Here is a 26,093-nt window from a genome sequence, read left to right as displayed (position 1 = left end):
GTGGGCGGCCTTGCGCGGTCGCCCTAGCCGAGCGGGTGCATCCAGCCGTGCGCGTCGGCGGCGTGGCCGGTCTGGAGTTCCAGCAGCGCCTTGCGCAGGCGCATGGTGACCCGGCCGGGCTCGCCGTCGCCCTGGGTCCAGTCGGCGCGCTCGGACTTGACCGAGCCGACCGGGGTGATGACGGCGGCGGTGCCGCAGGCGAAGACCTCGGTGAGGGTGCCGTTCTCGTTGTCGCGCTTCCAGTCCTCGGTGGTGATGCGGCCCTCTTCGGCGGTGTAGCCGAGGTCGCGGGCGATGGTGAGGAGGGAGTCGCGGGTGATGCCCGGGAGGAGCGAGCCGGTGAGCTCGGGGGTGACGATGCGGTCGCCGTACACGAAGTACAGGTTCATCCCGCCCATCTCCTCGATCCAGCGGTGCTCGACGGCGTCGAGCCAGACCACCTGGTCGCAGCCGTGCGAGGCGGCCTGGGCCTGGGCGACGAGGGACGCCGCGTAGTTGCCGCCGGTCTTGGCGGCGCCGGTGCCGCCCTTGACGGCGCGCACGTAGTCCTCGGAGAGCCACACGGAGACGGGCTTGACGCCGCCCGGGAAGTAGGCCCCGGCGGGCGAGGCGATGACGATGAAGAGGAACTCGTTGGCCGGGCGGACGCCCAGGCCGACCTCGGACGCGAACATGAACGGCCGCAGGTAGAGCGAGGCCTCGCCGGAGTCCGGGACCCATGCGCGGTCCTGCTTGATCAGGGCGTCGCACGCCGAGATGAACAGGTCGACGGGCAGCTCCGGCATGGCCATGCGGCGGGCGGAGGCCTGGAAGCGCGTGGCGTTGGCCTCGGGGCGGAAGGTGGCCACGGTGCCGTCGGGCTGGCGGTAGGCCTTCAGGCCCTCGAAGATCGTCTGCGCGTAGTGCAGGGTCATGTTGGCCGGGTCGATCGACAGCGGCGCGTACGGGACCAGCTCGGCGTCGTGCCAGCCGCGGCCCTCGGTCCACTTGATCGTCACCATGTTGTCGGTGAAGTGGCGGCCGAATCCGGGGCTGGCCAGGATCGCCTCGCGCTCCGCGTCGGACAGCGGGTTCGAGGAGGGCTTGAGCTCGATCGTGGGCGTCGTCATGAGTGCTTGTCCTTCACCGTTGTGTATGGCGGACCGCGCTCATGCGTACTAGGACGTCCGAGCTTCCCCGTATTCAGCGGCCTCGCGTTCGATTATCGCGCGCGCGGGGACTTCGGTGAAACGGGGGGATTGCGGCCCAGGGGAGATGGTGACACCCGGGGCCGCACAGGAAAAGCCGCCGGGGCGTCGATCGCGACCCGGCGGCTTCCTGGAGGTGGAGCGGCCGGGTCAGCCGGCTACGCGTGCGGCGAGGGCGTCGCCGATGGCGTCGGTGGAGCGGAAGGTGCCGTCGCGCTCCGCGAGGTCGGCGGAGACCGCGTCCTCGATGCGGGCGGCCTGGGCCTCGTAGCCCAGGTGGCGCAGCAGGAGGGCGACGGAGAGGATCGTCGCGGTCGGGTCGGCCTTGCCGGTGCCCGCGATGTCCGGGGCCGAGCCGTGGACCGGCTCGAACATGGACGGGAAGGCGCCGGTCGGGTTGACGTTCCCGGACGCGGCCAGGCCGATCCCGCCGGTCACGGCGGCGGCCAGGTCGGTGAGGATGTCACCGAAGAGGTTGTCCGTGACGATGACGTCGAAGCGCTCCGGCTGGGTGACGAAGAAGATCGTCGCGGCGTCGACGTGCAGGTAGTCGGTGGTGACTTCGGGGTACTCCCGGCCGACGGTGTCGAAGACGTTCTTCCACAGGTGGCCCGCGTACACGAGGACGTTGTTCTTGTGGACCAGCGTCAGCTTCTTGCGGGGGCGGGCGTTCGCCCGCTCGTACGCGTCGCGGACGACGCGCTCGACGCCGTACGCGGTGTTGATGCTGACCTCGGTGGCCACCTCGGCGGGGGTGCCGGTGCGCAGGGAGCCGCCGTTGCCGGTGTAGGGACCCTCGGTGCCCTCGCGGACCACGACGAAGTCGATCTCCGGACGGCCGGCCAGCGGGGTGGCGGTGTTCGGGAACAGCTTCGACGGGCGCAGGTTGATGAAGTGGTCGAACGCGAAGCGGAGCTTCAGCAGCAGACCGCGCTCCAGTACGCCGGACGGGACCGAGGGGTCGCCGATGGCGCCCAGCAGGATCGCGTCGTGGTGCTTGAGGGCCTCCAGCTCCGCGTCCGGGAGGGTTTCACCGGTGCGGTGCCAGCGCTGGGCCCCGAGATCGTATTGCCTGGTCTCCAGCTTCACATCCTGGGGCAGGACCGCGGTAAGGACCTTGAGTCCCTGAGCCACGACTTCCTGGCCGATGCCATCACCGGGGATCACTGCGAGATTGATGCTGGTCGACATGGCGAAACCGTACTCCGTGTCCCAGCCCTCAGACATATTGCGTCCACCATGTGGACCATCGTGAACGCAACATGTCCGGGGCGACGGTGGGCGAAGGCCTGCTCAGCGGCCCTGCGCGGGCTCAGTGGCCGGTCGAGCCGCCGTTGTCCCGGCGGTCCAGGGCACGCTGGAGGGCGGCGGCGGCGTTCTTGCGGTCGGAGTCCGCCGTGGAGGAGTGGCGGACACGGCGGACGGCAGCGGTGGTGGGGGTCATGGTGATCGACTCCTTGAGATCACGGCGTGGCGGGGCCACGGATGAGGGGTTCCTTCAAGGCGCCGGAAGAGGCGGGGAGCGGTGCGCCGCAGGGGTTGCCTGCCAGGGGCGCGCGCTCACGACCGCCATTCGCCGGATCGGCGAGACGTTCGGCTCCTACAAAGCTAGGCCAGGTCCGGCTGTATGTCTCCGCACTTACTCGGACTTCCTACTATCTGAGACGCCGGAGCCGGCCGCGGACCCCCCGGCGGACGTCCGTTTCAGCCCTTCCTGGAGCGGAGTTCCCTGATCAGAGCCCTCACCGTGCGGGTCGCCGCAGATTCCGCCGTGGTGACGTATCCCACCGTCCTCACGGGGCGCGGGGAGCCCAGACCGGTGATCTCCACGCCCGGGACGGCCTCCCGCAGGGACAGTTCCGGGAGGATCGCCATGCCGAGGCCGCGGCCGACCATCGTCAGCACCATCCCGTCGTCCTCGGCCTTGACGGTGGCCCGCGGGATCCAGTCCTGGGCCCGCCACCACGCGCGCGTGGCGGAACCGCAGTTCTCGTCCCAGTCCAGGAGCGGCAGCGCCCTCGGGTCCGGGTGTCCCGCCGGGTGGACCAGGGCGTACGCCTCCTCCACGAGCACCCCGCCCAGCAGCCCCGGCGGCAGGTCCCCGGATCCGCCGCCCAGGGTCGCGATGCCGAGGTCGGCGCGGCCGGCCGCGACCTCCCCGGCGACGCCGGGGCCGAGTTCGCGCACCACCCGCACCTCGGGGCGGATGCCGGGGTGCCGGGCGGCGAGCCGCTCCAGGGCGGGCGGCAGCAGGTGCAGGGCCGCGCTGCGGAACGCCGCGATGCGCAGGACCCCCTCGACGGCGTCCCGGTCCGGGGCGGCCCGGCCGGCGCCGCGCACCTCCTCGCCCATGACCTCGTACAGCCGCAGGATGCGGCGGGCGTGGGCCGCGGCCCGCTCCCCCGCCGGGGTGGGGCGGGCGCCGGTGCGCCCCCGCTCGAAGAGGACGGCGCCGACCTTGGCCTCGGTGCCGCGCACCGCGTGCGAGACCGCGGACTGGGTCAGGCCGAGCACGGCTGCCGCGGCGGAGAAGCCGCCGGTCTCGGCGACGGCGACCAGGATCCGGAGTTCCTGCGGGAGGAGATCGGCCACGGGGGCTCCCACCTCGTTCTATGAGCGTGATGCATGGGCGTGCGGCTTCCATGAGCGCAACCCCCTGCCCGGCCGGGGGATTCCTTCCTAGCGTCGGGCCCATGACCACGCGCACGGCCCACGCCGTCCACCAGACCGCCCGCCCCGCCGGCTTCCCGGCCGCCGCCGACTTCGCCCGCGTCTCCTTCCCGGTTCCGGAGCCCGCCCCCGGGACCGCGCTGGTGGAGAACCTGCTGCTCTCGGTGGACCCGTACCACCGCGGCCTGATGGACGGCAGCGAGGGCGGCTTCGAGCTGAACACCCCGCTGGAGGGGCGGGCGGTGGGCCGGGTGACCGCCTCCCGCGACCCGGGCCTGGCCGAGGGCGACCTCGTCTTCCACCGCGCGGGCTGGCGCACGCACTCCCTCGTCACCCTCGGCGCGGACGGCACCCGCAGGCTCCGCGGCCACGAGGGGATCCCGCTGGAGGCCTACCTCTCGATCCTCGGCGGCACCGGCCTGACCGCGTACGCCGCCCTGACCCGGACCGCGGCCCTGCGCGCGGGCGAGGACCTCTTCGTCTCCGCCGCGGCCGGCGGCGTCGGCACGGCCGCCGGCCGCATCGCCCGGCTGCTCGGCGCCGGCCGGATCATCGGCAGCGCGGGCTCGGCGGCGAAGGTCCGTCACCTCACCGGGGAGCTCGGCTTCGACGCGGCCTTCGACTACCACGACGGGCCGGTCGGCGAGCAGCTCGCGCGGGCCGCACCCGACGGCATCGACGTCTACGTGGACAACGTGGGCGGCGACCACCTGGCGGGCGCGATCGACGGCTTGCGCGAGTACGGGCGCATCGCCTGGGTCGGCGCCGTGTCGATGTACAACGGCGACCGCTCCCCCGCCGCGCCCCGCAACCTCTTCGAGGTCGTACACAAGTCGCTGCGCCTGGAAGGGGTATTGGTTCGCAATCACACCAATCTGCAGGACGAACTGGAGGACTTCCTCGTACCCCACCTGCGGAGCGGCCGGATCGGCACCGACACCACCGTTGTGCAGGGCTTCGAGCACACGGTGGAGGCGTTCAGGGGCATGCTCAGGGGCGACAACCTGGGCAAGATGCTGGTCCGTCTGGACGGCTGAACCGGGCCACACCGATGTTCACCGAGTTCTTACCGCACGGCTGTAGACCTTTGGCGCGGGTGCCGCCACTCTTGCGGGCAATGTGCCGCCGGGGCACGTGAGCGGGAGGCGAGGGGCCAGTGACACCGATCAGCCGCCGAGGGTTCGTGGGTATCGGCGCCGGACTCGTGGCGGGGGCGGCGCTGCCCGGCGCCGCGCCCGCCTCGGCGGCGGCCGCCGCCGCGAGCGGCACCCTCACCGACGTGAAGCACGTGGTGATCCTGATGCAGGAGAACCGCAGCTTCGACCACTACTTCGGCAGGCTCCGGGGCGTCCGGGGCTTCGGCGACCGCGCGGCCGGCAACATACCCGGCGGGTGGGGCGCCTTCAACCAGCCCAACTGGGGCGGCCGCCAGTACCCGTGGAAGCTGTCCGCCACCCCGCCGGCGGGCGGGGCCGACGGCGAGACCCTCGCCCAGTGCAACGGCGACCTCCCGCACAGCTGGACCTCGCAGCACGCCGCCTGGAACAAGGGCCGGATGGACAACTTCGTCACCGGCGTCGGCAACACCCGCACCCTCGGCTACCTGGACCGCGGCGACATCCCCTTCCACTACGGGCTCGCCGACCACTACACGGTCTGCGACGGCTACTTCTGCTCCGCGCTCAGCGCGACCGGCCCGAACCGCACCTTCCTGTGGAGCGGCAGGATCGACGCGGGCAGCAAGGACGGCGGGGACGAGTCCGGCCTGACCTGGGAGACGTACGCGGAGGCCCTCCAGCGGGCCGGCGTGAGCTGGAAGGTCTACCAGAACGCCCAGGACAACTACGGGGACAACGGCCTGGCCTACTTCAAGAAGTTCACCGACGCGGCCCCCGGCAACCCGCTGTGGGACCGGGGCATGAGCTCGGTCCCACGGGTCACCGGCTCCACCCCGGACGACATCGCGGCGGCGATCCGCGCCGACTCCGTGGCCGGCACGCTCCCGCAGGTGTCCTGGGTCGTGGCGAACGAGGCCTTCTCCGAGCACCCGTACGCCCCGCCCGGTGACGGCGCGCACTTCGTGGACCTCGTCTACCGGGCGCTCGCCGCGAACCCGGAGGTCTTCGACTCCACCGTCCTGTTCCTGAACTACGACGAGAACGACGGATTCTTCGACCACGTTCCGCCGCCCGTCGCCCCGCCCGGCACGCCCGGCGAGTACCTGGACGGCCTCCCGATCGGGCTCGGCTTCCGGGTCCCGATGATCGTGATGTCCCCGTGGACGCGGGGCGGCTGGGTGAGCTCGGAGGTCTTCGACCACACCTCGGTGCTGCGGTTCATGGAGCGGTGGACGGCCGCCCTCGGCACGCCCGCCACCTGTCCGAACATCAGCGCGTGGCGCCGCCGGGTGACCGGCGACCTGACGGGCGTCTTCGACTTCGCGCACCCGGTCTACGGCGTCCCGGCGGGCCTCCCGTCCACCGCGAAGGTGATCGGCCAGTCCACCTGCGCACCGCTCCCGAACCCGGTCCCGCAGGACAACGCCCTCCCCGCGCAGGAGCCGGGCACCCGCCCGGCGCGAGCGCTCCCGTACCAGGTCAACGGCAACCTGGACCGCTTCGAGTTCGGGGCGGCCGGCAAGATCCTGGCCTGGTTCTCCATGTCCAACCAGGGCGCCGAGGCGAAGCGGGCGGCGCACTTCTCGATCCACCCGCACCAGCACCGGGACACGGCGGCCTGGCAGTACACCGTGGACCCGGGCGCGGTCGCGACGGACTACTTCAACATCGGCCTGGGCCACGGCTCCGGCAAGTACGACCTCTCGATGCACGGCCCGAACCGCTTCCTGCGCCGCTTCATCGGCGACGCGACCAAGCCGGGCAAGGCCCTGGAGGTCGCGGCCCGCTTCGCGACCGAGCCGGGCACCGGCAGGACGGCGGTCCACTTCCGGCTGACGAACGCCTCCGCCGCCCCGGTCACCTTCACGATCCGCTCCAACGCCTACCGCACGGACGGCCCGTGGACCTACGCGGTCCCGGCGAACTCCTCCCGCGAGGACCACTTCAACGCGGTGGCGTACCAGAACGGCTGGTACGACTTCACGATCCTGGCCGACTCCGACGGCACCTGGTCGCGCCGCTACACCGGCCACATCGAGACCGGAGCCCCGAGCGTCACGGGGTCGTAGCGGCGGCTACAGCACGTCCCCGTTGCGCCAGTCGAAGTCGAGCCGCCCAGCCGGGTCCGGCAGGGCCCCGCCGGGCGACGCCCACACGTAGGTGGACCCCTCCTCCCCGGCGAGCCGCTCCGGCCCGCCGGGGCCGAGGACCCCGAGCTGCCCGCCCCACACGCTCCAGCCGCGCCCGGCGTACAGCCCGGCCCCGTCCTCGGACGCCGACAGCGCCCCGAGCACGTAGGCCCGCCCGATGACCCGCTCCAGCCCGTCCATGACCACCCCGCCGAGCCCCTGGCGGCGCCGGTCGGCCCGTACGGCGACGGCCTCCACGTACCCCGTCCGCAACGCCCGCCCCCGGTGCACGGCCCGCCGCTGGACGACGCTCCCGTGCGCGGCGAGCCGCCCGTCGGCGTCCCGCACCAGGACGTGCACGCCACCGAGCGCGTGCTCGAAGTCCTCGTCGCCGAAGTCCCCGCCGAACGCCCCGAGCAGCAGGCTACGGACCTCCGCGAGCTCCTCGGCGGTCAGCTCCGAGGTGTGGACGGTCCGGGTGCTCATCGCTGCTCCAGCCAGTCGGTGTACCGGGAGTGGACGTCCCGCGACCGTACCAAGGACCGCATTGCGGACGCCGCGCACTTTCCACCGGCCGGATTCGGCCGACGCGACCCTGGCGGTCTGGACCATTGCGTCGGCAGACTCGCCCCATGTCGCCCGATACCCAGCAGTGGACCCCGATCCACGGCCAGCCGTACCGCTCCGCCCCCTACCGGCCCGCGCGCATGCCGGGTGCGGAATCCCTCGCGCGGGCCGCCGAGTTGCGCGCGCGGATGGACGAGCGGCGGACCGTACGCCACTTCTCCCCGGACCCGGTGCCCGACCAGGTCGTGCGGGACGCCGTCGCCTGCGCCGCGACCGCCCCGTCCGGCGCCCACCAGCAGCCGTGGACCTTCGTCCTGGTCAAGGACCCGGCCGTGCGGCAGCAGATCCGCGCCGCCGCCGAGCAGGAGGAGGTGCTCTCGTACGACGGCCGGCTCGGCGACGAGTGGCTCGCGGCCCTGCGCCCCCTGGGCACGGACGCCGTGAAGACCCACCTCACCGACGCCCCGGCCCTGATCGTGGTCTTCCAGCAGCGCTACTGGCTGGGCCCGGACGGCACGAAGCACAAGCACTACTACGTCGACGAGTCGGTCGGCATCGCGGTCGGCATGCTGCTGTCCGCCCTGCACCTGTCGGGGCTGGCCGCACTGATCCACACCCCCAGCCCGATGCGCTTCCTCAGCCACGTCCTGAACCGCCCAGAGAACGAGAAGGCCTTCGCCGTGATCCCGGTGGGCTACCCGGCCCCGGACTGCGAGGTCCCGGACCTGGTCCGCAAGTCCCTGGACCAGGTCATCGTGGAGGTCTGACCCCCTCCCCCGCGCCCGCCCGCCGCGACATGGGACCGCCCCCGCTCCGGACTTGGGGGTACCGGAGCGGGGGCGGGGTTTCAGGGGGCCGGGAGGTCAGCCCATGTGGGGGTACGGGTAGTCGGTCGGCGCGACCAGGGTCTCCTTGATGGAGCGCGTCGACGTCCAGCGCTGCAGGTTCGTCGCCGCGCCCGCCTTGTCGTTCGTTCCCGAGGCGCGGCCGCCGCCGAAGGGCTGCTGGCCGACGACGGCGCCGGTCGACTTGTCGTTGATGTAGAAGTTGCCCGCCGCGAAGCGGAGCTTCTCCATCGCGTCCGCCGCCGCGTAGCGGTCGGCGGCGATGATCGATCCGGTCAGGGCGTACGCCGAGACGGACTCCATCTGGGCCAGCACGGCCTCGTAGTCGGCGTCGTCGTAGACGTGCACGGCCAGGATCGGGCCGAAGTACTCGGTCGTGAAGACCTCGTTCTCCGGGTCCGAGCAGGCGATGACGGTCGGGCGGACGAAGTAGCCCTCCGCGTCGTCGTACGTGCCGCCCGCGACGATCTCGCAGGTCGGGTCGGCGGCCGCGCGGTCGATCGCGGCCTTGTTCTTCGCGAAGGAACGCTCGTCGATGACGGCGCCGATGAAGTTGGTGAGGTCGCGGACGTCGCCCATGGCGATGCCGTTCACCTCGGCCGCGAGCGACTCCTTGAAGCCGTCGTTCCAGATCGAGGCCGGAACGTAGGCGCGCGAGGACGCCGAACACTTCTGGCCCTGGTACTCGAAGGAGCCGCGGGTCAGGGCGGTCTTCAGGGTGGCGCGGTCCGCGGACGGGTGCGCGACGACGAAGTCCTTGCCGCCGGTCTCGCCGACCAGGCGCGGGTAGGACTTGTACTTCTCGATGTTGTTGCCGACCGTCTTCCACAGGTACTGGAAGGTCTTGGTCGAGCCGGTGAAGTGGATGCCGGCCAGCTCGGGGTGGTTCAGGGCCACCTCGGAGACCGCGATGCCGTCGCCCGTGACCAGGTTGATGACGCCCTTCGGGAGACCGGCCTCCTCCAGCAGCTCCATGAGGAGGACCGCGGAGTGGGTCTGCGTCGGGGACGGCTTCCACACGACCACGTTGCCCATGAGGGCGGGCGCGGTCGGCAGGTTGCCGGCGATGGCCGTGAAGTTGAACGGCGTGATCGCGTACACGAAGCCCTCGAGCGGGCGGTGGTCGCTGCGGTTCCACACGCCGGCGGAGTTCGCGACCGGCTGCTCGGCCAGGATCCGGCGCGCGAAGTGGACGTTGAACCGCCAGAAGTCGACGAGCTCGCACGGGGTGTCGATCTCGGCCTGCTGCGCCGTCTTCGACTGGCCCAGCATGGTCGAGGCGGCCAGCTTCTCGCGCCACGGGCCGGACAGCAGCTCGGCGGCGCGCAGGATGATCGCAGCGCGGTCGTCGAAGGACATCGCGCGCCACGCCGGGGCGGCGGCGAGGGCGGCGTCGACCGCCTCCTGCGCGTCGGCCTCGGTGGCGTGGGCGAAGGTCCCGATGACGGACTTGTGGTCGTGCGGCTGGACCACGTCGAAGCGCTCGCCGCCGCCCATCCGCTTGACGCCGTTGATCGTCATCGGAAGGTCGATGGGGTTCTCGGACAGCTGCTTGAGCTGCTCTTCGAGCCGCGCGCGCTCCGGGGTGCCGGGGGCGTACGAGTGGACCGGCTCGTTGACCGGCGCGGGGACCTGGGTCACAGCATCCATGGGGCTGGTAACTCCTTGACCTAGTTCTTGGCTAGTTCTTGGTGATCATCGAGCGGAGGAAGAAGAGCAGGTTGGCCGGCTTCTCCGCCAGGCGGCGCATGAAGTAGCCGTACCAGTCGGTCCCGTACGCGGTGTACACGCGCATCCGGTGTCCCTCGGCGGCGAGCCGCAGGTGCTCCTCGCCGCGGATGCCGTACAGCATCTGGAACTCGTACTCGTCGAGCTTGCGCCCGGCCTGCCGTGCCAGCTCCTGGGCGATCGCGATCAGCCGCGGGTCGTGGGACCCGATCATCGGGTAGCCCTCGCCGTCCATGAGGATCCTCATGATGCGGACGTACGCCTTGTCGATCTCGGCCTTGTCCAGGTACGCGACCTCGGCGGGCTCCTTGTAGGCGCCCTTCACGATGCGGACGCGGCTGCCGGCGGCGGCCAGGCGGCGGGCGTCGGCCTCCGTGCGGAACAGGTACGCCTGGATCACGCATCCGGTCTGCGGGAAGTCGCGGCGCAGCTCCTCGTGGATGGCGAACATCGAGTCGAGGGTGGTGTGGTCCTCGGCGTCCAGGGTCACGGTGGTGCCGATGGCGGCGGCCGCCTCGACGACCGGGCGGACGTTGGCGAGGGCGAGCTCGTGGCCGCCTTCCAGCGCCTGGCCGAACATCGACAGCTTCACCGACATCTCGACGCTCTCGCCGAGGCCGAGCTCCGCGAGGCGCTCGATGAGCAGCAGGTACGCGTCGCGGGCCGCGTGCGACTGCGCCACCTCGGTGATGTCCTCGCCGACCACGTCGAGGGTGACCTCGAGGCCGTTGCGGGTGAGCTCCTCGACGATCGGGATGACCTGGTCGACCGTCTCGCCGGGGATGAACCGGGTCACCACGGGCTTGGTCACGGGGGCGGCGGAGACGATGCGGCGCATCTTGTCGCTGCGCGAGGCGGCGAGGATCACGGGACCCAGCACGAGGGCACCTCCAACGGGTGGCAGTAGAAGAACGCGAGCGGGAGCGCTGGCAAAACCACAAGTAAAACCACCGTGAAACCTAAGGATCGCTTTGATCCTCTGCCATCGACAGCTGTCACGCATCCGTGTCCCGGATCTCATACAGATGTCTGAGAGGCCGGTCCGCAGGTGGGAGAATGGCGGGGTGAAGGGCGATTACCAGGACCTGGTGGACGAGATCTCGGCGCTGCTCGGCGCCCCGGCGACGCTGGAGAACCGGGACTTCCGCCTGATCGCCTTCGGCGCGCACGACAGCGACGACGACCTCGCGATGGACCCCGTACGGACCCGCTCGATCCTGACGCGGCAGTCCACGGCCGCCGTGCGCTCCTGGTTCGAGGGCTTCGGCATCGCCCGCGCCACGGGTCCCGTACGGATTCCGGCGGCGCCGGACGCGGGGGTGTTCCGGGGGCGGATCTGCCTGCCGGTGCGGTACCGGGGCATCGTCCAGGGCTACGTGTGGCTCCTCGACCAGGAGCCCGGCCCCGGGCCGGAGGCCCTCGCCGCGGCCATGGAGGTGGCGGAGCGGGTCGGGACCCTGCTGGCCGAGGAGGCGAAGGCAGGGGCCGACCTGTCGCGGGAGTTCCTGGCGGTGCTCACCGCCGCACGGGGGTGGCAGCGGGACATGGCGGTGGCGGCGCTCCGGGCGGCGCTGGGGCCGGGCGGCGACGGGCTCCACGCGGCGGTGTGCGTGGCGCCGTGGACCGGGGACGCCCCGGGGACGGTACCGGGCGCGGCGGCGGTGTGCGTGGTCCCCCGCGCGGCGGCGGCCGAGGGCGGTGGCGCGGAGGGCGGCCAGGCGCTGGCGGTGCTGGTCCGGCTCCGCTCGACGGACGCCCTGGCCCCCGCGCTGACGGCGGTGGCCCGCCTGCTGCCCCGCACCCCGGGTGACGGCGCGGGAGCGGGCGGCGCGGGCGCCACGGCCGGCGCGGGCGCCCAGACCGGACCACGGAACGGCACGGGCGGCTCGGGCGGCGGCGCCACCGGCGGCGGATCCGCCGCGCCGCCGCAGGTCGTGACCGCCGGCGTGGGCGACCCCGTACGCACCCTCGCGGACCTCCACGGCGCCTGGGACCAGGCCCTGGCCGCGGCGCGGGCGGCCGCGGCCCAGCCGCGGCTCGGACCGGTCGCCCAGTGGTCGCAGATCGGCCCGTACCGGTTGCTGGCGGCGCTCGCCCCGGGCCCGGTGGACGACCCGTCGACGCGCGCCCTGCTGGGCCCGGCCCATCGCGAACTCGCGCGCACGGCCGAGGTGTTCCTGGACTCCGCCGGGCAGGCGGGCCGCGCGGCGGCGGCCCTGGGCATCCACCGGCAGACGCTGTACTACCGCCTGTCCCGGGTGGAGCAGCTGACCGGCCTCGACCTGGGCGAGGGCGAGGACCGCCTGCTGCTGCACATGGCCCTCAAGGCATCCCACCTGCACGGCTGACGGGAGCACCTGCGACCACCGGCGGGGCGCCGCGCGGAGCCCGTACCGAACCCGTACCGGGGCCCGTACCGGAGCCGTCCCCTAGGGACGCTCCCCGACGTCCGCCAGGGGCGTCCCCGATGCCCGCACGGAGCGCGCTCCCCTAGCGTCGCGAGTGGCGCCGGCCGTCGGGCCGGCCGACCCGCACCGCACGGAACCCGTGCACCCCGGAGGCGTGATGCAGGCGATCGTCCAGGACCGGTACGGCCCGCCCGAGGTGCTGGAGCTGCGGGAGGTCGAGCGGCCGGTGCCCGCCGGCGGCGAGGTGCTCGTACGGGTCCGCGCGGCCTCGGTCAACGCCCGCGACTGGCACCACGTGCGGGGCGATCCGTACCTGGCCCGCCTGGTGTTCGGGCTCGGCAGACCGAAGGTCCGCGTCCGGGGCACGGACTTCGCGGGCCGGGTGGAGGCGGTGGGCCGGGACGTCCGGGGACTCGCCCCCGGCGACGAGGTGTTCGGCGAGGCCGACGGGACGTTCGCCGAGTACGTGTGCGCCGCACCCGGACGGCTGGCGCCGAAGCCGGCCGGCCTGAGCTTCGAGCAGGCGGCCGCCCTCCCGCTGGCGGGGACCACCGCACTGGCGGGCCTGCGCGACCTGGGGCGGGTCGGGCCGGGACGGACGGTCCTGGTCAACGGCGCGTCGGGCGGGGTGGGAACCTTCGCCGTGCAGATCGCCAAGGCCCTCGGCGCGGAGGTGACGGCCGTGTGCAGCGCGCGGAACGCCGAGCTGGTCCGCTCGCTCGGCGCCGACCACGTCCTCGACTACGCCCGCGAGGACTTCACCCGGGGCGGGCGGCGCCACGACGTCGTGTTCGACCTGGTGGGGAACCGCTCGCTGACCGCGTACCGCCGGGCGCTGACCCCGACGGGAACGCTCGTCCTGTCCGGCGGCGGCGTGTCCGAAGGGGGCAGCCTGCTCGGCCCGATGGGGCTCGTCCTGCGGGGCCACGCGCTGTCCCCCCTCGCCGGCCGGCGGCTGCGGGTGCTCACGGCGGCGCCGGACCGCGACGGCCTGGAGGCACTGACGGCGCTGGTCGGGGCGGGACGCCTGACGCCGGTCGTCGACCGCACGTACCCGCTGGCCGAGGTGGCCGACGCCGTCCGCTACGTCGAGGTGGAGCACGCGCGGGCCAAGGTCGTCATCACCGTGTGACGGCCGCCGCGGCCGGCCGGCCCGCCGCCCGTCCGGCCGCGGCGGCGGCGCTCCACCCGCCCGTTCCCACAACGCCCGGCCCACGCACGCCGGTTCGCGACGTACCGCACCCGGGACGGCCCCGGCGGGCGGTGGCCGCGTCAGCTGCCCGCTCGGCCGGCGGACCCCTCGGCGGCCGCTCCCGCCGCCCCGCCCCCCAGCGCCGCGCCGGCGGCCCGGCGCATTCCCTCGGTGATCTCCTCGGCGGTGGCCGCCGTCGCCGGGTCGAAGAGCCACTGGATCATCAGGCCGTTCAACAGCGCCTGGTAGAAGGCGCCCAGGGTGCGCACGTCCCGGTCCGTCAGCTCGTCCTCCGGGGTGCCGGTCAGCATGCCGATCAGCCCCCGGCGCCCCTGCGCCTGCGAGCCCGCGATCATCGCCCGCAGCTCGGGCAGCCGCTCCCCGCTCAGCGCCACCTCCATGCTGGCCGACCAGACGGGTCCCGACTCCTCGTGTGCGGACAGGACGCCCTCCCAGAACGCGCGGAACCGCTCCAGCGAGCCGCCCTCGCCGCCCAGGCCGGTTTGGAAGCCCTCGCCCCACTCCTCCATCAAGGCGATGAACGCCTGGGTGAGAAGCGCGTCCTTCGAGCCGTAGTGGTAGCCGATGGACGCCAGGTTGGTACCGGAGGCACTCACGATGTCGCGCGCCGTCGTGCGCACGAACCCCTTCTCGACCAGGCACTTCTTGGCACCTTCGAGCAGATCTTCACGATGTCCCATGCCGCCACGGTAGCAAGACGGCCGTCCTAGACAGAAGTTCCATACGCTCGTCATAGACACCCGTATTAAACGTCTGTACATTGCTCCTCATGACGAACCCCGCCGCCACGGCGCGACGCGCCGGCCGCCGCGAATGGACCGCCTTCACCGTCCTGTTGCTGCCGCTGCTCCTGGTCTCGATGGACGTCTCCGTCCTCTACTTCGCCATCCCCGCCATCACCCGTGAGCTCGACCCGAGCGCCACCCAACAGCTCTGGATCTTCGACAGCTACGCCTTCGCCCTCGCCGGCCTGCTGATCACGATGGGCTCGCTCGGCGACCGGATCGGCCGGCGCAAGCTGCTGCTGATCGGTGCGACCGCCTTCGGTCTCGCCTCCGTCGGCGCGGCCTTCGCCACCAGTGCCGAGATGCTGATCGCCGCTCGCGTCCTGCTCGGCATCGGCGGCGCGACCCTGATGCCCTCCACGCTGGCCCTCGTCCGCAACCTCTTCCAGGACGCCGGGCAGCGCGCCCGCGCCGTCGCCATCTGGTCCGGGGCCATGGTCGGCGGCGTCGCCCTCGGCTCGGTCATGAGCGGGGTGATGCTCGACCACTTCCACTGGGGCTCGGTCTTCCTCGTCAACGTGCCCGCGATGCTGCTCCTCCTGGTCCTGGTCCCCGTGCTGGTCCCGGAGTTCAAGGACCCGGCCCCCGGCCGCGCGGACCTGCCGAGCATCCCGCTGTCGGTGGCCGCCGTGCTCCCGGTCGTCTACGGGCTCAAGGAGATCGCCGCCGAGGGCCCGGAGCCGCTCTCCTGCGGCAGCCTCGCGGTCGGCCTGGCCTTCGGATACGCCTTCGTACGCCGCCAGCGCACCCGGGACGACGCCCTGATCAGCCGGGACCTCTTCCGCCACCGCGGCTTCGGCGCGGGCATCGGCCTGAACGCCGTCGCCTCCTTCGCCATGATGGGATCGGCCTACTTCACCACCCAGTACCTCCAGTCCGTGCTGGGCATGGGCCCCCTGGAAGCGGCGCTGTGGAGCCTCGCCCCCTCGGTCGTCATCGGCGCCGCGGCCCCGGCCTCCGCCGCCCTGGCCCGGACGGCGGGCCGGGCCCGGGTCATCGCCGGCGGGTTCGCCCTCGCCGCGGCCGGCTTCCTCCTGGTCGGCCTGGTGGACACCGACGACCTGTGGCTCTCGCTGACCGGGGCCGGCGTCCTCGCCTCCGGGATCGTCACCGTGATGTCCCTCGTCTCCGACATGGCCCTCGGCGCGGCCCCCGCCGAGAAGGCCGGCTCCGCCGCCTCCCTGCTGGAGACCGGCGCCGAGTTCGGCGGCGCCCTCGGCATGGCCGTACTGGGCAGCATCGGCACCGCGGTCTACCGCCGCGACCTCGCGGACTCCGAGCCCGCCGTACGGGAGACCCTGGGCGGGGCCGTGGCCACCGCCCACCAGCTCGGCGGGGCGGCGGGGGCCCGGGTGCTGGACCTGGCCCGCGAGGCCTTCGTCCACGGGATGCAGTACGCGGCCTGGGGCGGCGCGCTGCTGCTGGCCGGGGCGGCGCTGCTCGCCGCGACCCTGCTGCGGCGGGCCGAAGCCCCCGCCCCGCCCGCGGCGGAACCGGCCGCCGCACCCGGAGCCCCCGTGCCCGGGGGCACGTACACCTGACGGGGGCGGCGCGGGCGGTGGAACGCGGAAGGGCCCGGGGTCTCCCCCGGGCCCTTCCTCCGTTCAGCGGGTGTGCGCGATCAGCCGAGGCTGACCGTGCGCGCCGAGGCGGCGCCGATCTCCTCGGAGATGTCCGCGAGGACGCCCCCCGGGACCTCGGCGTCGACGGTGAGGACGACGAGCGCCTCGCCGCCCTCCTCGGCACGGGCGACCTGCATGCCCGCGATGTTCAGGCCGGCCTCGCCGAGGATGCGGCCGACGGTGCCGACCACGCCGGGGCGGTCGGTGTAGCGCAGCACGACCATGAAGTCGGCCAGCGCCAGGTCCACGTCGTACTCGCCGATGCCGACGATCTTCTGCAGGTGCTTCGGACCCGCGAGCGTGCCGGAGACCGAGACCTCCGAGCCGTCCGACAGGGTGCCGCGGACGGTCACCACGTTGCGGTGGTCCGGGGACTCCGAGCTCGTCGTCAGCCGCACCTCGACGCCGCGCTCCTGCGCGAACAGCGGGGCGTTGACGTAGGAGACCGTCTCGTCGACGACGTCCTCGAACACGCCCTTGAGCGCGGAGAGTTCGAGCACCTTGACGTCGTGCTGGGTGATCTCGCCGCAGACCTCGACGTCGAGACGGACCGCGACCTCGCCCGCCAGGGCGGTGAAGATGCGGCCGAGCTTCTCGGCGAGGGGCAGGCCCGGACGGACGTCCTCGGCGATGACGCCGCCCTGGACGTTGACCGCGTCGGGCACGAGCTCGCCGGCGAGCGCGAGGCGCACCGACTTGGCGACCGAGACACCGGCCTTCTCCTGGGCCTCGTCCGTGGACGCGCCGAGGTGCGGGGTGCAGACGACCTGGTCGAGCTCGAAGAGCGGGGAGTCCGTGCAGGGTTCCTTCGCGTACACGTCGAGTCCGGCGCCGGCGACGCGGCCCTCCTTGATGGCCGTGTACAGCGCGGCCTCGTCCACGATCCCGCCGCGGGCGGCGTTGACGATGCGGACGGACGGCTTCACCTTGTGCAGGGCCTCGTCCCCGATGAGACCGAGGGTCTCGGGGGTCTTCGGCAGGTGCACGGTGATGAAGTCGGCGACCTCCAGGAGCTCGTCCAGCGTCAGCATCTTGACGCCCATCTGGGCGGCGCGCGCGGGCTGCACGTAGGGGTCGTACGCGACGATCTTCATGCCGAAGGCCGACATGCGCTGGGCGACCAGGACGCCGATGCGGCCAAGGCCGACGACACCGAGGGTCTTCTCGCTCAGCTCGACGCCGGTGTACTTGTTCCGCTTCCACTCGCCGTTCTTGAGCGCGGTGTTGGCCTGCGGGATGTGGCGCGCGGTGGCGACGAGCAGGCCGCAGGCGAGCTCGGCGGCGGTCACGATGTTGGAGGTCGGGGCGTTGACGACCATCACGCCGGCCTTGGTGGCGGCGGAGACGTCGACGTTGTCCAGACCGACACCGGCGCGGGCGACGACCCTCAGCTTCTTCGCCGCGGCGATGGCCTCGGCGTCGACCTTGGTCGCGGAGCGGACGAGGATCGCGTCGGCGTCGACGATCGCGGGCAGCAGCTCGGCGCGGTCGGCGCCGTTGACGTGCCGGATCTCGAAGTCCGGACCGAGTGCGTCCACCGTTGCGGGCGACAGCTCTTCGGCGATGAGTACGACAGGTTTCGAGCTCACGTGGGTCCTCACAAGTCCAGTGCGGACGGCCGTCCCGACGGCCGCAGGCGTGGAGGGGGTAGCCGCGTGGAAGACGCACGACACTGTGGGCCTGACGCGTATGTGTTGAGCAGTGTAGTGGCGTTGGCGGCCCGGATTTCCGCCTGTACGGAAGGATCACCCGTCCGTGGTTGGCCGGGGTGGACAAGCCGCCCTCCGGAAGGGCGGCGTCCGGACCCGTCCCGGCCGTCCGGTGGTGTGCGGCGGGGGGGGGGGGGGGGGGGGGCCCCCCCCCCCCCCCCCCCCCCCCCCCCGCCGCGAGATCAGCTCTCGTCGCTGTCGACCCAGCTCATGAGCTTGCGCAGCTTCTTGCCGGTGGTCTCCAGCAGGTGCTCCTCGTCGGCCTTCTTGTACGCGTTGTACTTCGGCAGACCGGCCTTGTACTCGGCCATCCAGGTGTTGGCGAACTCGCCGCTCTGGATCTCCGCGAGGACCTTCTTCATCTCGGCCTTGGTGGCGTCGGTGATGACGCGGGGGCCGGTGATGTAGTCGCCCCACTCGGCGGTCTCGGAGACCGACCAGCGCATCTTCTCCAGGCCGCCCTCGTACATGAGGTCCACGATGAGCTTCAGCTCGTGCAGGCACTCGAAGTACGCGATCTCCGGCTGGTAGCCGGCCTCGGTCAGGGTCTCGAAACCGGCCTTGACCAGGGCGGAGGCGCCACCGCAGAGGACGGCCTGCTCACCGAACAGGTCGGTCTCGGTCTCCTCGGTGAAGGTGGTCTTGATGACACCGGCGCGGGTGCCGCCGATGCCGGCCGCGTAGGAGAGCGCGAGGGCGAAGGCACTGCCCGAGTGGTCCTGCTCGACGGCGGCGATGCAGGGCACGCCGCGGCCTTCCTCGTACTGGCGGCGGACCAGGTGGCCCGGGCCCTTCGGGGCGACCAGGGCGACGTCCACGTGGGCCGGGGGCTTGATGAAGCCGTAGCGGACGTTGAAGCCGTGGCCGAAGAAGAGCGCGTCGCCCTCCTCGAGGTGGTCCTTGATGGACTCCTCGTAGATCTCGGCCTGGAGCGGGTCCGGGGTGAGGATCATGATGACGTTCGCCCAGGCGGCGGCCTCGGACACCGGAACGACCTTGAGACCCTGCTCCTCGGCCTTGGCCTTGGACTTCGAGCCCTCCTTCAGGCCGACGACGACGTCGACGCCGGAGTCACGGAGCGACAGCGCGTGGGCGTGGCCCTGGCTGCCGTAGCCGATGACAGCGACCTTGCGGCCCTGGATGATGGACAGGTCGGCGTCGTTCTCGTAGAACAGCTCGGCCACTGGGATATCTCCTTGGTGCGCTGGTGTTGCACCCACCGTACGGCGGGGAACGGAATCTGAGTTCGCCGGTCTCGCCATGCGGGCGGGGGCGTGTCGGTCGGCCGGCCGCGGTCGGAGCCGCGGCCGGGGCGCTGCAGTCAGGCGCTGCGGTCGAGCGCGCGCAGGCTGCGGTCCGTGATGGACCGGCCGCCGCGCCCTATGGCGATCGTGCCGGACTGGACGAGCTCCTTGATGCCGAAGGGCTCCAGCATCTTGAGCATCGCGCCCAGCTTGTCGGTGCCGCCGGTGGCCTCGATGGTGACGGCCTCCGGGGAGACGTCGACCGTCTTGGCGCGGAACAGCTGCACGATCTCGACGATCTGCGAGCGGGTCTCGTTGTCGGCGCGGACCTTCACCAGGACGAGTTCGCGCTCGATGGCGTTGTGCGGCTCCAGCTCGACGATCTTGAGCACGTTGACCAGCTTGTTGAGCTGCTTGGTCACCTGTTCGAGCGGGAGGTCCTCGACGTTCACGACGATGGTGATGCGCGAGATGTCGGGGTGCTCGGTGACACCGACCGCGAGGGAGTCGATGTTGAACCCGCGGCGGGAGAACAGCGCGGCGATCCGGGCGAGGATGCCGGGCGTGTTCTCGACCAGGACGGAGAGCGTGTGCTTGGACATGTGGGTCGTTCTCTCTCTCGGCTCTCTCGGCTCAGTCGTCTTCGTTGTCGCCGAAGTCGGGACGGACGCCCCGGGCTGCCATGACCTCGTCGTTGGAGGTGCCGGCGGCGACCATCGGCCACACCATGGCGTCCTCGTGGACGATGAAGTCGATCACGACCGGGCGGTCGTTGATCGCGTTGGCCTCGGCGATGACCTTGTCCAGGTCGGCCGGGTCCTCGCAGCGCAGCGCCACGCAGCCCATGGCCTCGGACAGCTTGACGAAGTCCGGGACGCGGGTGCCCTTGCGGGGGGCGGCGGACTCGCCGAGCTGGGAGCCGGCGGCGGCGTGACCGGTCTCCTCGCCGTGCAGCACCGTGTTGGAGTAGCGCTGGTTGTAGAAGAGGGTCTGCCACTGGCGGACCATGCCCAGGGCGCCGTTGTTGATGATCGCGACCTTGATCGGGATGTTGTTCAGCGCGCAGGTGGCCAGTTCCTGATTGGTCATCTGGAAGCAGCCGTCGCCGTCGATCGCCCAGACGGTGCGGTCGGGCATGCCGACCTTCGCGCCCATGGCGGCCGGGACCGCGTAGCCCATGGTTCCGGCGCCGCCGGAGTTGAGCCAGGTGCGCGGCTCCTCGTACTGGACGAAGTGCGCGGCCCACATCTGGTGCTGGCCGACGCCCGCGGTGAAGACGGTGCCCTGCGGGGCGAGCGCGCCGATCCGCTCGATGACCTGCTGGGGGGAGAGCATCCCGTCCTCGGGCAGGTCGTAGCCCAGCGGGTACGTCTCGCGCCAGCGGCTGAGGTCCTTCCACCAGGCGCTGTAGTCGCCGGCGTTGCCGTCGGTGTGCTCGGCCTGCACGGCCTGGACCAGGTCGGCGATGACCTCGCGGGCGTCACCGACGATCGGGACGTCGACGGCGCGGTTCTTGCCGATCTCCGCCGGGTCGATGTCCGCGTGGATGATCTTGGCGAAGGGGGCGAAGCTGTCGAGCTTGCCGGTGACGCGGTCGTCGAAGCGGGTGCCCAGCGCGATGAGCAGGTCCGCCTTCTGGAGCGCGGTGACGGCGGTGACCGCGCCGTGCATGCCGGGCATCCCGACGTGCAGCGGGTGGCTGTCGGGGAAGGCGCCCAGGGCCATCAGGGTCGTGGTGACCGGGACGCCGGTGAGCTCGGCGAGGACCTTCAGTTCGGCGCTCGCGCCGGACTTCATGATGCCGCCGCCGACGTACAGGACCGGGCGCTTGGCCTGGCAGATGAGCTTGGCGGCCTCGCGGATCTGCTTGGCGTGCGGCTTGGTGACCGGCCGGTAGCCCGGGAGGTCGTGCGCGGGCGGCCAGGAGAAGGTGGTCTTCGCCTGGAGGGCGTCCTTGGCGATGTCGACCAGGACCGGACCGGGGCGGCCGGTGGAGGCGATGTGGAAGGCCTGGGCGATGGTCCGCGGGATGTCCGCGGCCTTGGTGACCAGGAAGTTGTGCTTGGTGATCGGCATCGTGATGCCGACGATGTCCGCCTCCTGGAAGGCGTCGGTGCCAATCGCCTTGGAGGCGACCTGACCGGTGATCGCGACCAGCGGCACGGAGTCCATGTGCGCGTCGGCGATCGGGGTGACCAGGTTCGTGGCGCCCGGACCGGACGTGGCCATACAGACGCCGACCTTGCCGGTGGCCTGCGCGTAGCCGGTGGCGGCGTGACCCGCGCCCTGCTCGTGGCGGACCAGGATGTGGCGGACCTTCTCGGAGTCCATCATCGGGTCGTACGCGGGGAGGATGCAGCCGCCCGGGATGCCGAAGACGGTGTCGCACCCCACCTCTTCGAGAGAGCGGATGAGGGCCTGCGCACCCGTGACGTGCTCAACTGCAGCGGACTGGTGTCCGCCGGAACGGGGCCGCGGCTGCGGATGGTGGGCCCCGGTGGCCTGCTCGGTCATCGGCATTCTCTTCTCGAAGCTGAGGGTTTTACGAGGATTCGACTCTGTGCCAGTGCAACAAAAAACCCCTCGTGCCGGGAGGCAGGCGAGGGGAGCGCGTCGGGTGCGTTGAGCGGGGACATGCTGGTCCCGGCTTCAGCCGACGCGCTTTCCAAGTACGAGAATTCGGGTGCGCATGACACTGACCCTCCCTCCGGCGGGAGGTGGATGTCAAGTAGGTGGGACGGGCGTCTCATTATGTGAGCCTCTGTGGATGGCCATCGAACCCGCCGGCGAGCCTCCGGCCAAGGCGGGCTGCACCGCCCCGCCCGGTACGGGGAACGTACCGCGCACCAGGGCGCGGCGCAGCCTGTACTCGTCGAGGGGGCCGGAAAAGGCCATTCCCTGGCCGTGGGTGCAACCCATGGCGCGCAGGGCGGCGACCTGCTCGGGGAGGTCCACCCCGTCGGCCACCGACTGCATGCCCAGGTCGTTTGCGATCCGCAACAGACCTGCGGTGATCTTGTGGAGCCGGGCGGACTCCACCACCCCTTCCACCAGGCCCCGGTCCAGCTTGAGCATGTCCACGGGAAGCCGTCGCAGGGCACTGATGGCCGCGTAGCCGCTGCCGAAGCCGTCGAGGGCGATGCCGACCCCCAGCCGGTGCAGGGCCGCGAGACGGCGCTCCAGGTCGTCGAAGGGGACCCGGGGATCGGAGACGGCCAGCTCCAGGACGAGGGCCCCGGAGGGCAGCCCGTGCCGGGTCAGCAAAGCCTCCACGGAGCCGAGCGGCATGGAGCGGTCGAGGAGCCGCTGGGCGGTCATCCGCACGGCCACCGGTACGTCGTGCCCGGCCCGGTGCCGGTCGGCGGCCTGTTCGACGGCCTCCTCCAGCAGCCAGCGGCCCAGCTCGGCGGTCCGCGAGGCGTCCGGGCCGGCGGAGGCGGCGCCCTCGCTGTACTCGGCGACGCGCAGGAACTCGGCCGGGGTGAAGAGGATCCCCTGGGCGGAGCGCCAGCGGGCCTGGGCGGCCACGACGGATACCTCGCCGGTGGCCAGCGACACCACGGGCTGGTGCAGCAGGGCGAACTCGCCCTCGTGCAGCGCGGTCCGCAGGCGCCCCGCCAGCTCCGCCTTGCGCACGACCTCGGCCTGCATCTGCGGGGCGTACAGCTCGACGCGGTTCTTGCCGCCCGCCTTGGCCCGGTACATCGCGAGGTCCGCGTTGCGCATCAGGTCCGAAGGGGTGATGCCGGGGTCGGCGAAGGCCACGCCGATGCTGGCGGCGACCCGGACCTCGTTACCGGCGATGCGGTAGGGCTGGGAGAGGGTGGTGCGCAGCCGGTCGGCGATCTCGTGCACCTGGTACTCGCGGGCACTGTGGTCGCGGCTGCCGTCGCCCAGGATCAGCGCGGCGAACTCGTCCCCGCCGAGGCGGGCCGCGGTGTCCCCGGCCCGGACGGAGTCCTGGAGCCGGTGGGCGGCCTCGATGAGGAGCTCGTCGCCGGCCTGGTGGCCGATGGTGTCGTTGACCGCCTTGAAGCCGTCGAGGTCGATGAAGAGCACGGCGGTGCTGTGGTCGCCCGCGCGCCGCCCGGTGAGCGCCTGGCGGACGCGCCGGGTGAACAGGGCCCGGTTGGGCAGGTCGGTCAGCGCGTCGTGTTCGGCGCTGTGCTGGAGCTGCGCCTGGAGCCGGACCCGCTCGGTGACGTCGCGGCTGTTGAGGATGAGGCCGCCCTGGTGGCGGTTGACGGTGGACTCGACGTTGAGCCATTCGCCGCAGCCGGACTTGAACCGGCACTCGATGCGGGTGGTGGGTTCCTCGGTGGGCGGTGCTGCGAGGAAGCGGCGCACCTCGTGGACCACGCGGCCGAGGTCGTCGGGATGGATCAGGGTGGCGAGCTCGGTGCCGACCAGTTCCTCGGCCTCGCGGCCGTAGACCCCGGCGGCGGCGGGGCTGACGTAGCGCAGGGTCCCGGTGGGCGCGGCGATCATGATGACGTCGCTGGAGCCCTGGACCAGGGAGCGGAAGTGGTTCTCCTTCTGGGCCAGTTCCTGGGTCAGCGCGATGTTGTCGAGGAGCATGATGCCCTGGCGGACCACGAGGGCGAGCACGACGGTGCAGCCCGTGACGACGACGACCTTGTCGACGCTGCGGCTCTCGATCACGTTGTAGAGGATGCCGAGCGTGCAGACGGCGGCGGCGAGGTACGGGATCAGCGCGGGCAGCGAGCGCGCGATCGGGCGGCTGACGGGCCGCGGTCCGGGGGCCTCCGCGGCCTCCTGCGGGGCGCCGGCCCGGCGGGCGCCCCAGGGCGCGTACGCGAGCAGCAGGGACCCGGCGAACCATCCCGCGTCGAGGAGCTCGCCGGAGCTGTAGGTCTCCTTCAGCAGCGGCGACGTGAAGATGGCGTCGCACAGGACCGTGAGCGCGAGGGCCGCGATGGCCATGTTGACGGCGGAGCGGTTCGTCGCGGACCGCCGGAAGTGCAGGACGAGCACCATGGAGACGAGCGCGATGTCCAGGAGCGGGTAGGCGAGTTCGAGGGCGGCGCCCGCCACGTTCTCCCCGCTGTGGGACCGGGCCGCCTTGGCGAGGGCCAGGCTCCACGACAGGATCAGCAGCGATCCGGCGATCAGCCAGGAGTCGAGGCCGAGGCAGAGCCAGCCGGCGCGGGTGACGGGGCGCTTGGCGAGCACGAGGAGTCCGACGATGGCCGGCGGTGCGAAGCAGAGGAAGAAGAACTGCGCCGGGGACGGGCTCGGCATCTCCTCGTGGATCACGACCTCGTACCAGCCCCAGATGCCGTTGCCGCAGGCGGACATCAGGGACGAGAGAGCAAAGAGCACCCAGGCGAGCCGGTCACGGTTCGCGTGGGTGCGCGCGTACAGGTAGCAGGATCCGGCGGCGACGAGGGCCGCGGCACTGAGGCCGAAGTCACCCATGATGTCGGCCAGTTCGTCGCTGCCCCAGCCGAGGCCGGCGCCGACGGCGTATCCGCCCCAGACCACTGCCAGGAGTACCTGGACGGCGACTCCCCGGCCTCCGCCCGAGAGGGAGGGCCGGTTCAGGAGCGCCGCCCCCGGGGCACTCACCGGTCCCCCTCGCCTGCCGGCTTGGGGGCACCCCGTCGTCGCCTGCGGCGGCTCTGCCGCGTCGGATCCTTCGTCCATTGGCCGTACATCGCCCGTCGCCCCCCAAAGTGTCCGATCACTCCCCAGCGCCAGACGTTCGTGGCGCAGCCCCTTCTTCCGGACGATACACCACTTTCGTCACTCAGGGACATAGTCTCTCTACGCTCCGTTACCACGTGGGGAGTTGCGCCCACCGACCGCATGCGTACGGCTGCGGAGCGTGCGCACCGGCCGTCACTCGGTGACCAGCACCGTGTGCTCCACGGGCTCTCCGGCGGCGAACCGGGTGAGCTGGCGGGCGAGCAGTCGCTTGGCCCGGGGTTCGAACGCCGAGCTGCTACCGCCGACATGAGGAGTGATCAGGACATTCGGAGCATGCCAGAGCGGATGGCCCGCGGGCAGCGGTTCCGGGTCGGTGACGTCGAGCGCCGCGCACAGCCGCCCCGATTCCACCTCGGCGAGGAGGGCCGCGGTGTCGACGACGGGGCCGCGCGCCACGTTCACGAGCAGGGCGCCGTCCTTCATCCGGCGCAGGAACCCGGCGTCGACGAGACCCCGGGTCCCGTCGGTCAGCGGTGTCGTGAGGATCACCACGTCGGCCTGCGGGAGGAGGCGCGGAAGGTCGGCGAGGGCGTGCACGGGCCCGCGCGCCGTGGTGCGCGCCGTGCGGGCGACGCGTGCGACCGGCCCGCACTCGAAGGGGACGAGCCGGTCCTCGACGGCCGAGCCGATCGATCCGTAGCCGACGATCAGGAACGACTTGTCGGCGAGGGCCTCGTAGAACCCGCCGCGCCATTCCTCGCGGTCCTGCCCGCGGACCATGCCCGGGATGCCGCGCAGGGAGGCGAGGGCCAGGGTGAGGGCCAGTTCGGCGGTGCTGGCGGTGTGGACGCCGGCCGCGTTGCACAGCCGTACGCCGGGGCGCAGGTCGCCGAGGCCGCCGAGGACGTGGTCGATGCCCGCCGTGAGGGTCTGGACGACCCGGAGGGCGGGCATGGCGGCCAGCGGGCGCACGGTGACCTCGGCGGACTTCATGTACGGGGCGGTGTAGAAGACGCAGTCGGCCGGGTCGGCCGGGAAGTCGTCCTCACCGTCCCACCGGCGGTATCGGAAGGAGTCGGGCATGCCCTCGATCTCCTCGGCGGGGAAGGGGAGCCAGACGTCCGCGGTCTTTGCAGTCATGATCACGAGGCTATGCCAGGGCGGCCGGATCGAGCCGTTAGTTTGTTTCCGGACCGGG

The 26,093-nt window shown here is 72.1% G+C and carries 20 protein-coding genes; 6 read left to right on the top strand and 14 right to left on the bottom strand.

Annotation, left to right across the window (positions count from 1 at the left end):
- Positions 1 to 23: 23 nt before the first annotated feature.
- From ACZ6S8_RS02180 to ACZ6S8_RS02165, 4 genes are all read right to left on the bottom strand, one after another.
- Complete coding sequence (locus tag ACZ6S8_RS02180; RefSeq protein WP_469451602.1) at positions 24 to 1,109, bottom strand: branched-chain amino acid aminotransferase; 1,086 nt, start codon at positions 1,107 to 1,109, stop codon at positions 24 to 26.
- A gap of 228 nt (positions 1,110 to 1,337) precedes the next feature.
- Entirely contained in the window at positions 1,338 to 2,378 is a 1,041-nt protein-coding gene (locus ACZ6S8_RS02175; RefSeq protein WP_469451600.1) for a 3-isopropylmalate dehydrogenase, read from the bottom strand.
- A gap of 121 nt (positions 2,379 to 2,499) precedes the next feature.
- Complete coding sequence (locus ACZ6S8_RS02170; protein WP_267717669.1) at positions 2,500 to 2,631, bottom strand: hypothetical protein; 132 nt, start codon at positions 2,629 to 2,631, stop codon at positions 2,500 to 2,502.
- Between the two features lie 260 nt (positions 2,632 to 2,891).
- Positions 2,892 to 3,779 carry a LysR family transcriptional regulator gene (locus tag ACZ6S8_RS02165; protein WP_469451598.1) on the bottom strand — a complete coding sequence of 296 codons (888 nt, stop codon included), beginning with the start codon at positions 3,777 to 3,779 and terminating at the stop codon, positions 2,892 to 2,894.
- Positions 3,780 to 3,880: 101 nt separating this feature from the next.
- Between ACZ6S8_RS02165 and ACZ6S8_RS02160 the strand changes: the two genes are divergently transcribed.
- A complete protein-coding gene (locus tag ACZ6S8_RS02160) occupies positions 3,881 to 4,894 on the top strand; it encodes an NADP-dependent oxidoreductase (RefSeq protein WP_469451597.1) in 1,014 nt (337 codons plus the stop codon).
- 119 nt (positions 4,895 to 5,013) lie between these two features.
- Complete coding sequence (locus ACZ6S8_RS02155; RefSeq protein WP_469451596.1) at positions 5,014 to 7,044, top strand: phosphocholine-specific phospholipase C; 2,031 nt, start codon at positions 5,014 to 5,016, stop codon at positions 7,042 to 7,044.
- Positions 7,045 to 7,050: 6 nt separating this feature from the next.
- On the opposite strand, the gene ACZ6S8_RS02150 is transcribed toward ACZ6S8_RS02155, so the two are convergent.
- A complete protein-coding gene (locus ACZ6S8_RS02150; protein ID WP_469451595.1) occupies positions 7,051 to 7,590 on the bottom strand; it encodes a GNAT family N-acetyltransferase in 540 nt (179 codons plus the stop codon).
- Positions 7,591 to 7,736: 146 nt separating this feature from the next.
- Here ACZ6S8_RS02150 and ACZ6S8_RS02145 point away from each other — a divergent pair, with 146 nt between their 5' ends.
- Positions 7,737 to 8,438 carry a nitroreductase family protein gene (locus ACZ6S8_RS02145; protein ID WP_469451594.1) on the top strand — a complete coding sequence of 234 codons (702 nt, stop codon included), beginning with the start codon at positions 7,737 to 7,739 and terminating at the stop codon, positions 8,436 to 8,438.
- A 96-nt stretch (positions 8,439 to 8,534) separates the two neighbouring features.
- Here ACZ6S8_RS02145 and pruA read toward each other — a convergent pair whose 3' ends face one another.
- Together pruA and ACZ6S8_RS02135 are read right to left on the bottom strand one after the other, a co-directional pair.
- Positions 8,535 to 10,166, bottom strand: coding sequence for an L-glutamate gamma-semialdehyde dehydrogenase (gene pruA / locus ACZ6S8_RS02140; RefSeq protein WP_469451592.1), 1,632 nt, complete (start codon positions 10,164 to 10,166; stop codon positions 8,535 to 8,537).
- Between the two features lie 31 nt (positions 10,167 to 10,197).
- On the bottom strand, positions 10,198 to 11,124 hold the full coding sequence (locus ACZ6S8_RS02135; protein ID WP_469451591.1) for a proline dehydrogenase family protein: 927 nt from the start codon (positions 11,122 to 11,124) through the stop codon (positions 10,198 to 10,200).
- A 184-nt stretch (positions 11,125 to 11,308) separates the two neighbouring features.
- Here ACZ6S8_RS02135 and ACZ6S8_RS02130 point away from each other — a divergent pair, with 184 nt between their 5' ends.
- Positions 11,309 to 12,592: a PucR family transcriptional regulator gene (locus ACZ6S8_RS02130; RefSeq protein ID WP_469451590.1), complete on the top strand. Its 1,284-nt coding sequence runs from the start codon at positions 11,309 to 11,311 to the stop codon at positions 12,590 to 12,592.
- Positions 12,593 to 12,809: 217 nt separating this feature from the next.
- Positions 12,810 to 13,784, top strand: a complete 975-nt coding sequence (locus ACZ6S8_RS02125) for an NAD(P)-dependent alcohol dehydrogenase (protein WP_469451588.1) — start codon at positions 12,810 to 12,812, stop codon at positions 13,782 to 13,784.
- Between the two features lie 140 nt (positions 13,785 to 13,924).
- On the opposite strand, the gene ACZ6S8_RS02120 is transcribed toward ACZ6S8_RS02125, so the two are convergent.
- On the bottom strand, positions 13,925 to 14,545 hold the full coding sequence (locus tag ACZ6S8_RS02120; RefSeq protein ID WP_469451587.1) for a TetR/AcrR family transcriptional regulator: 621 nt from the start codon (positions 14,543 to 14,545) through the stop codon (positions 13,925 to 13,927).
- Between the two features lie 89 nt (positions 14,546 to 14,634).
- Between ACZ6S8_RS02120 and ACZ6S8_RS02115 the strand changes: the two genes are divergently transcribed.
- Entirely contained in the window at positions 14,635 to 16,191 is a 1,557-nt protein-coding gene (locus ACZ6S8_RS02115) for an MFS transporter (protein ID WP_469451586.1), read from the top strand.
- An 80-nt stretch (positions 16,192 to 16,271) separates the two neighbouring features.
- On the opposite strand, the gene serA is transcribed toward ACZ6S8_RS02115, so the two are convergent.
- The 6 genes from serA to ACZ6S8_RS02085 form a co-directional block, all read right to left on the bottom strand.
- Positions 16,272 to 17,861 carry a phosphoglycerate dehydrogenase gene (gene serA / locus ACZ6S8_RS02110; protein ID WP_469451584.1) on the bottom strand — a complete coding sequence of 530 codons (1,590 nt, stop codon included), beginning with the start codon at positions 17,859 to 17,861 and terminating at the stop codon, positions 16,272 to 16,274.
- A 302-nt stretch (positions 17,862 to 18,163) separates the two neighbouring features.
- The gene (gene ilvC / locus ACZ6S8_RS02105; protein WP_469451582.1) at positions 18,164 to 19,165 is read right to left on the bottom strand and encodes a ketol-acid reductoisomerase; all 1,002 of its coding nucleotides are present in this window, start codon (positions 19,163 to 19,165) and stop codon (positions 18,164 to 18,166) included.
- A 137-nt stretch (positions 19,166 to 19,302) separates the two neighbouring features.
- Complete coding sequence (gene ilvN, locus ACZ6S8_RS02100; protein WP_069922074.1) at positions 19,303 to 19,827, bottom strand: acetolactate synthase small subunit; 525 nt, start codon at positions 19,825 to 19,827, stop codon at positions 19,303 to 19,305.
- A 31-nt stretch (positions 19,828 to 19,858) separates the two neighbouring features.
- Positions 19,859 to 21,745 (bottom strand): acetolactate synthase large subunit, encoded by a 1,887-nt coding sequence (locus ACZ6S8_RS02095; RefSeq protein ID WP_469451580.1) that lies wholly within the window; start codon positions 21,743 to 21,745, stop codon positions 19,859 to 19,861.
- 204 nt (positions 21,746 to 21,949) lie between these two features.
- Positions 21,950 to 24,814 (bottom strand): putative bifunctional diguanylate cyclase/phosphodiesterase, encoded by a 2,865-nt coding sequence (locus ACZ6S8_RS02090; protein ID WP_469451578.1) that lies wholly within the window; start codon positions 24,812 to 24,814, stop codon positions 21,950 to 21,952.
- Between the two features lie 273 nt (positions 24,815 to 25,087).
- Complete coding sequence (locus ACZ6S8_RS02085) at positions 25,088 to 26,035, bottom strand: 2-hydroxyacid dehydrogenase (RefSeq protein WP_469451576.1); 948 nt, start codon at positions 26,033 to 26,035, stop codon at positions 25,088 to 25,090.
- Positions 26,036 to 26,093 lie beyond the last annotated feature (58 nt).

It is taken from the genome of Streptomyces sp. NPDC048461, assembly GCF_055587105.1.
The sequence above is the reverse complement of the archived record's forward strand: the minus strand, read 5'-3'. Positions and strand labels throughout refer to the sequence as shown.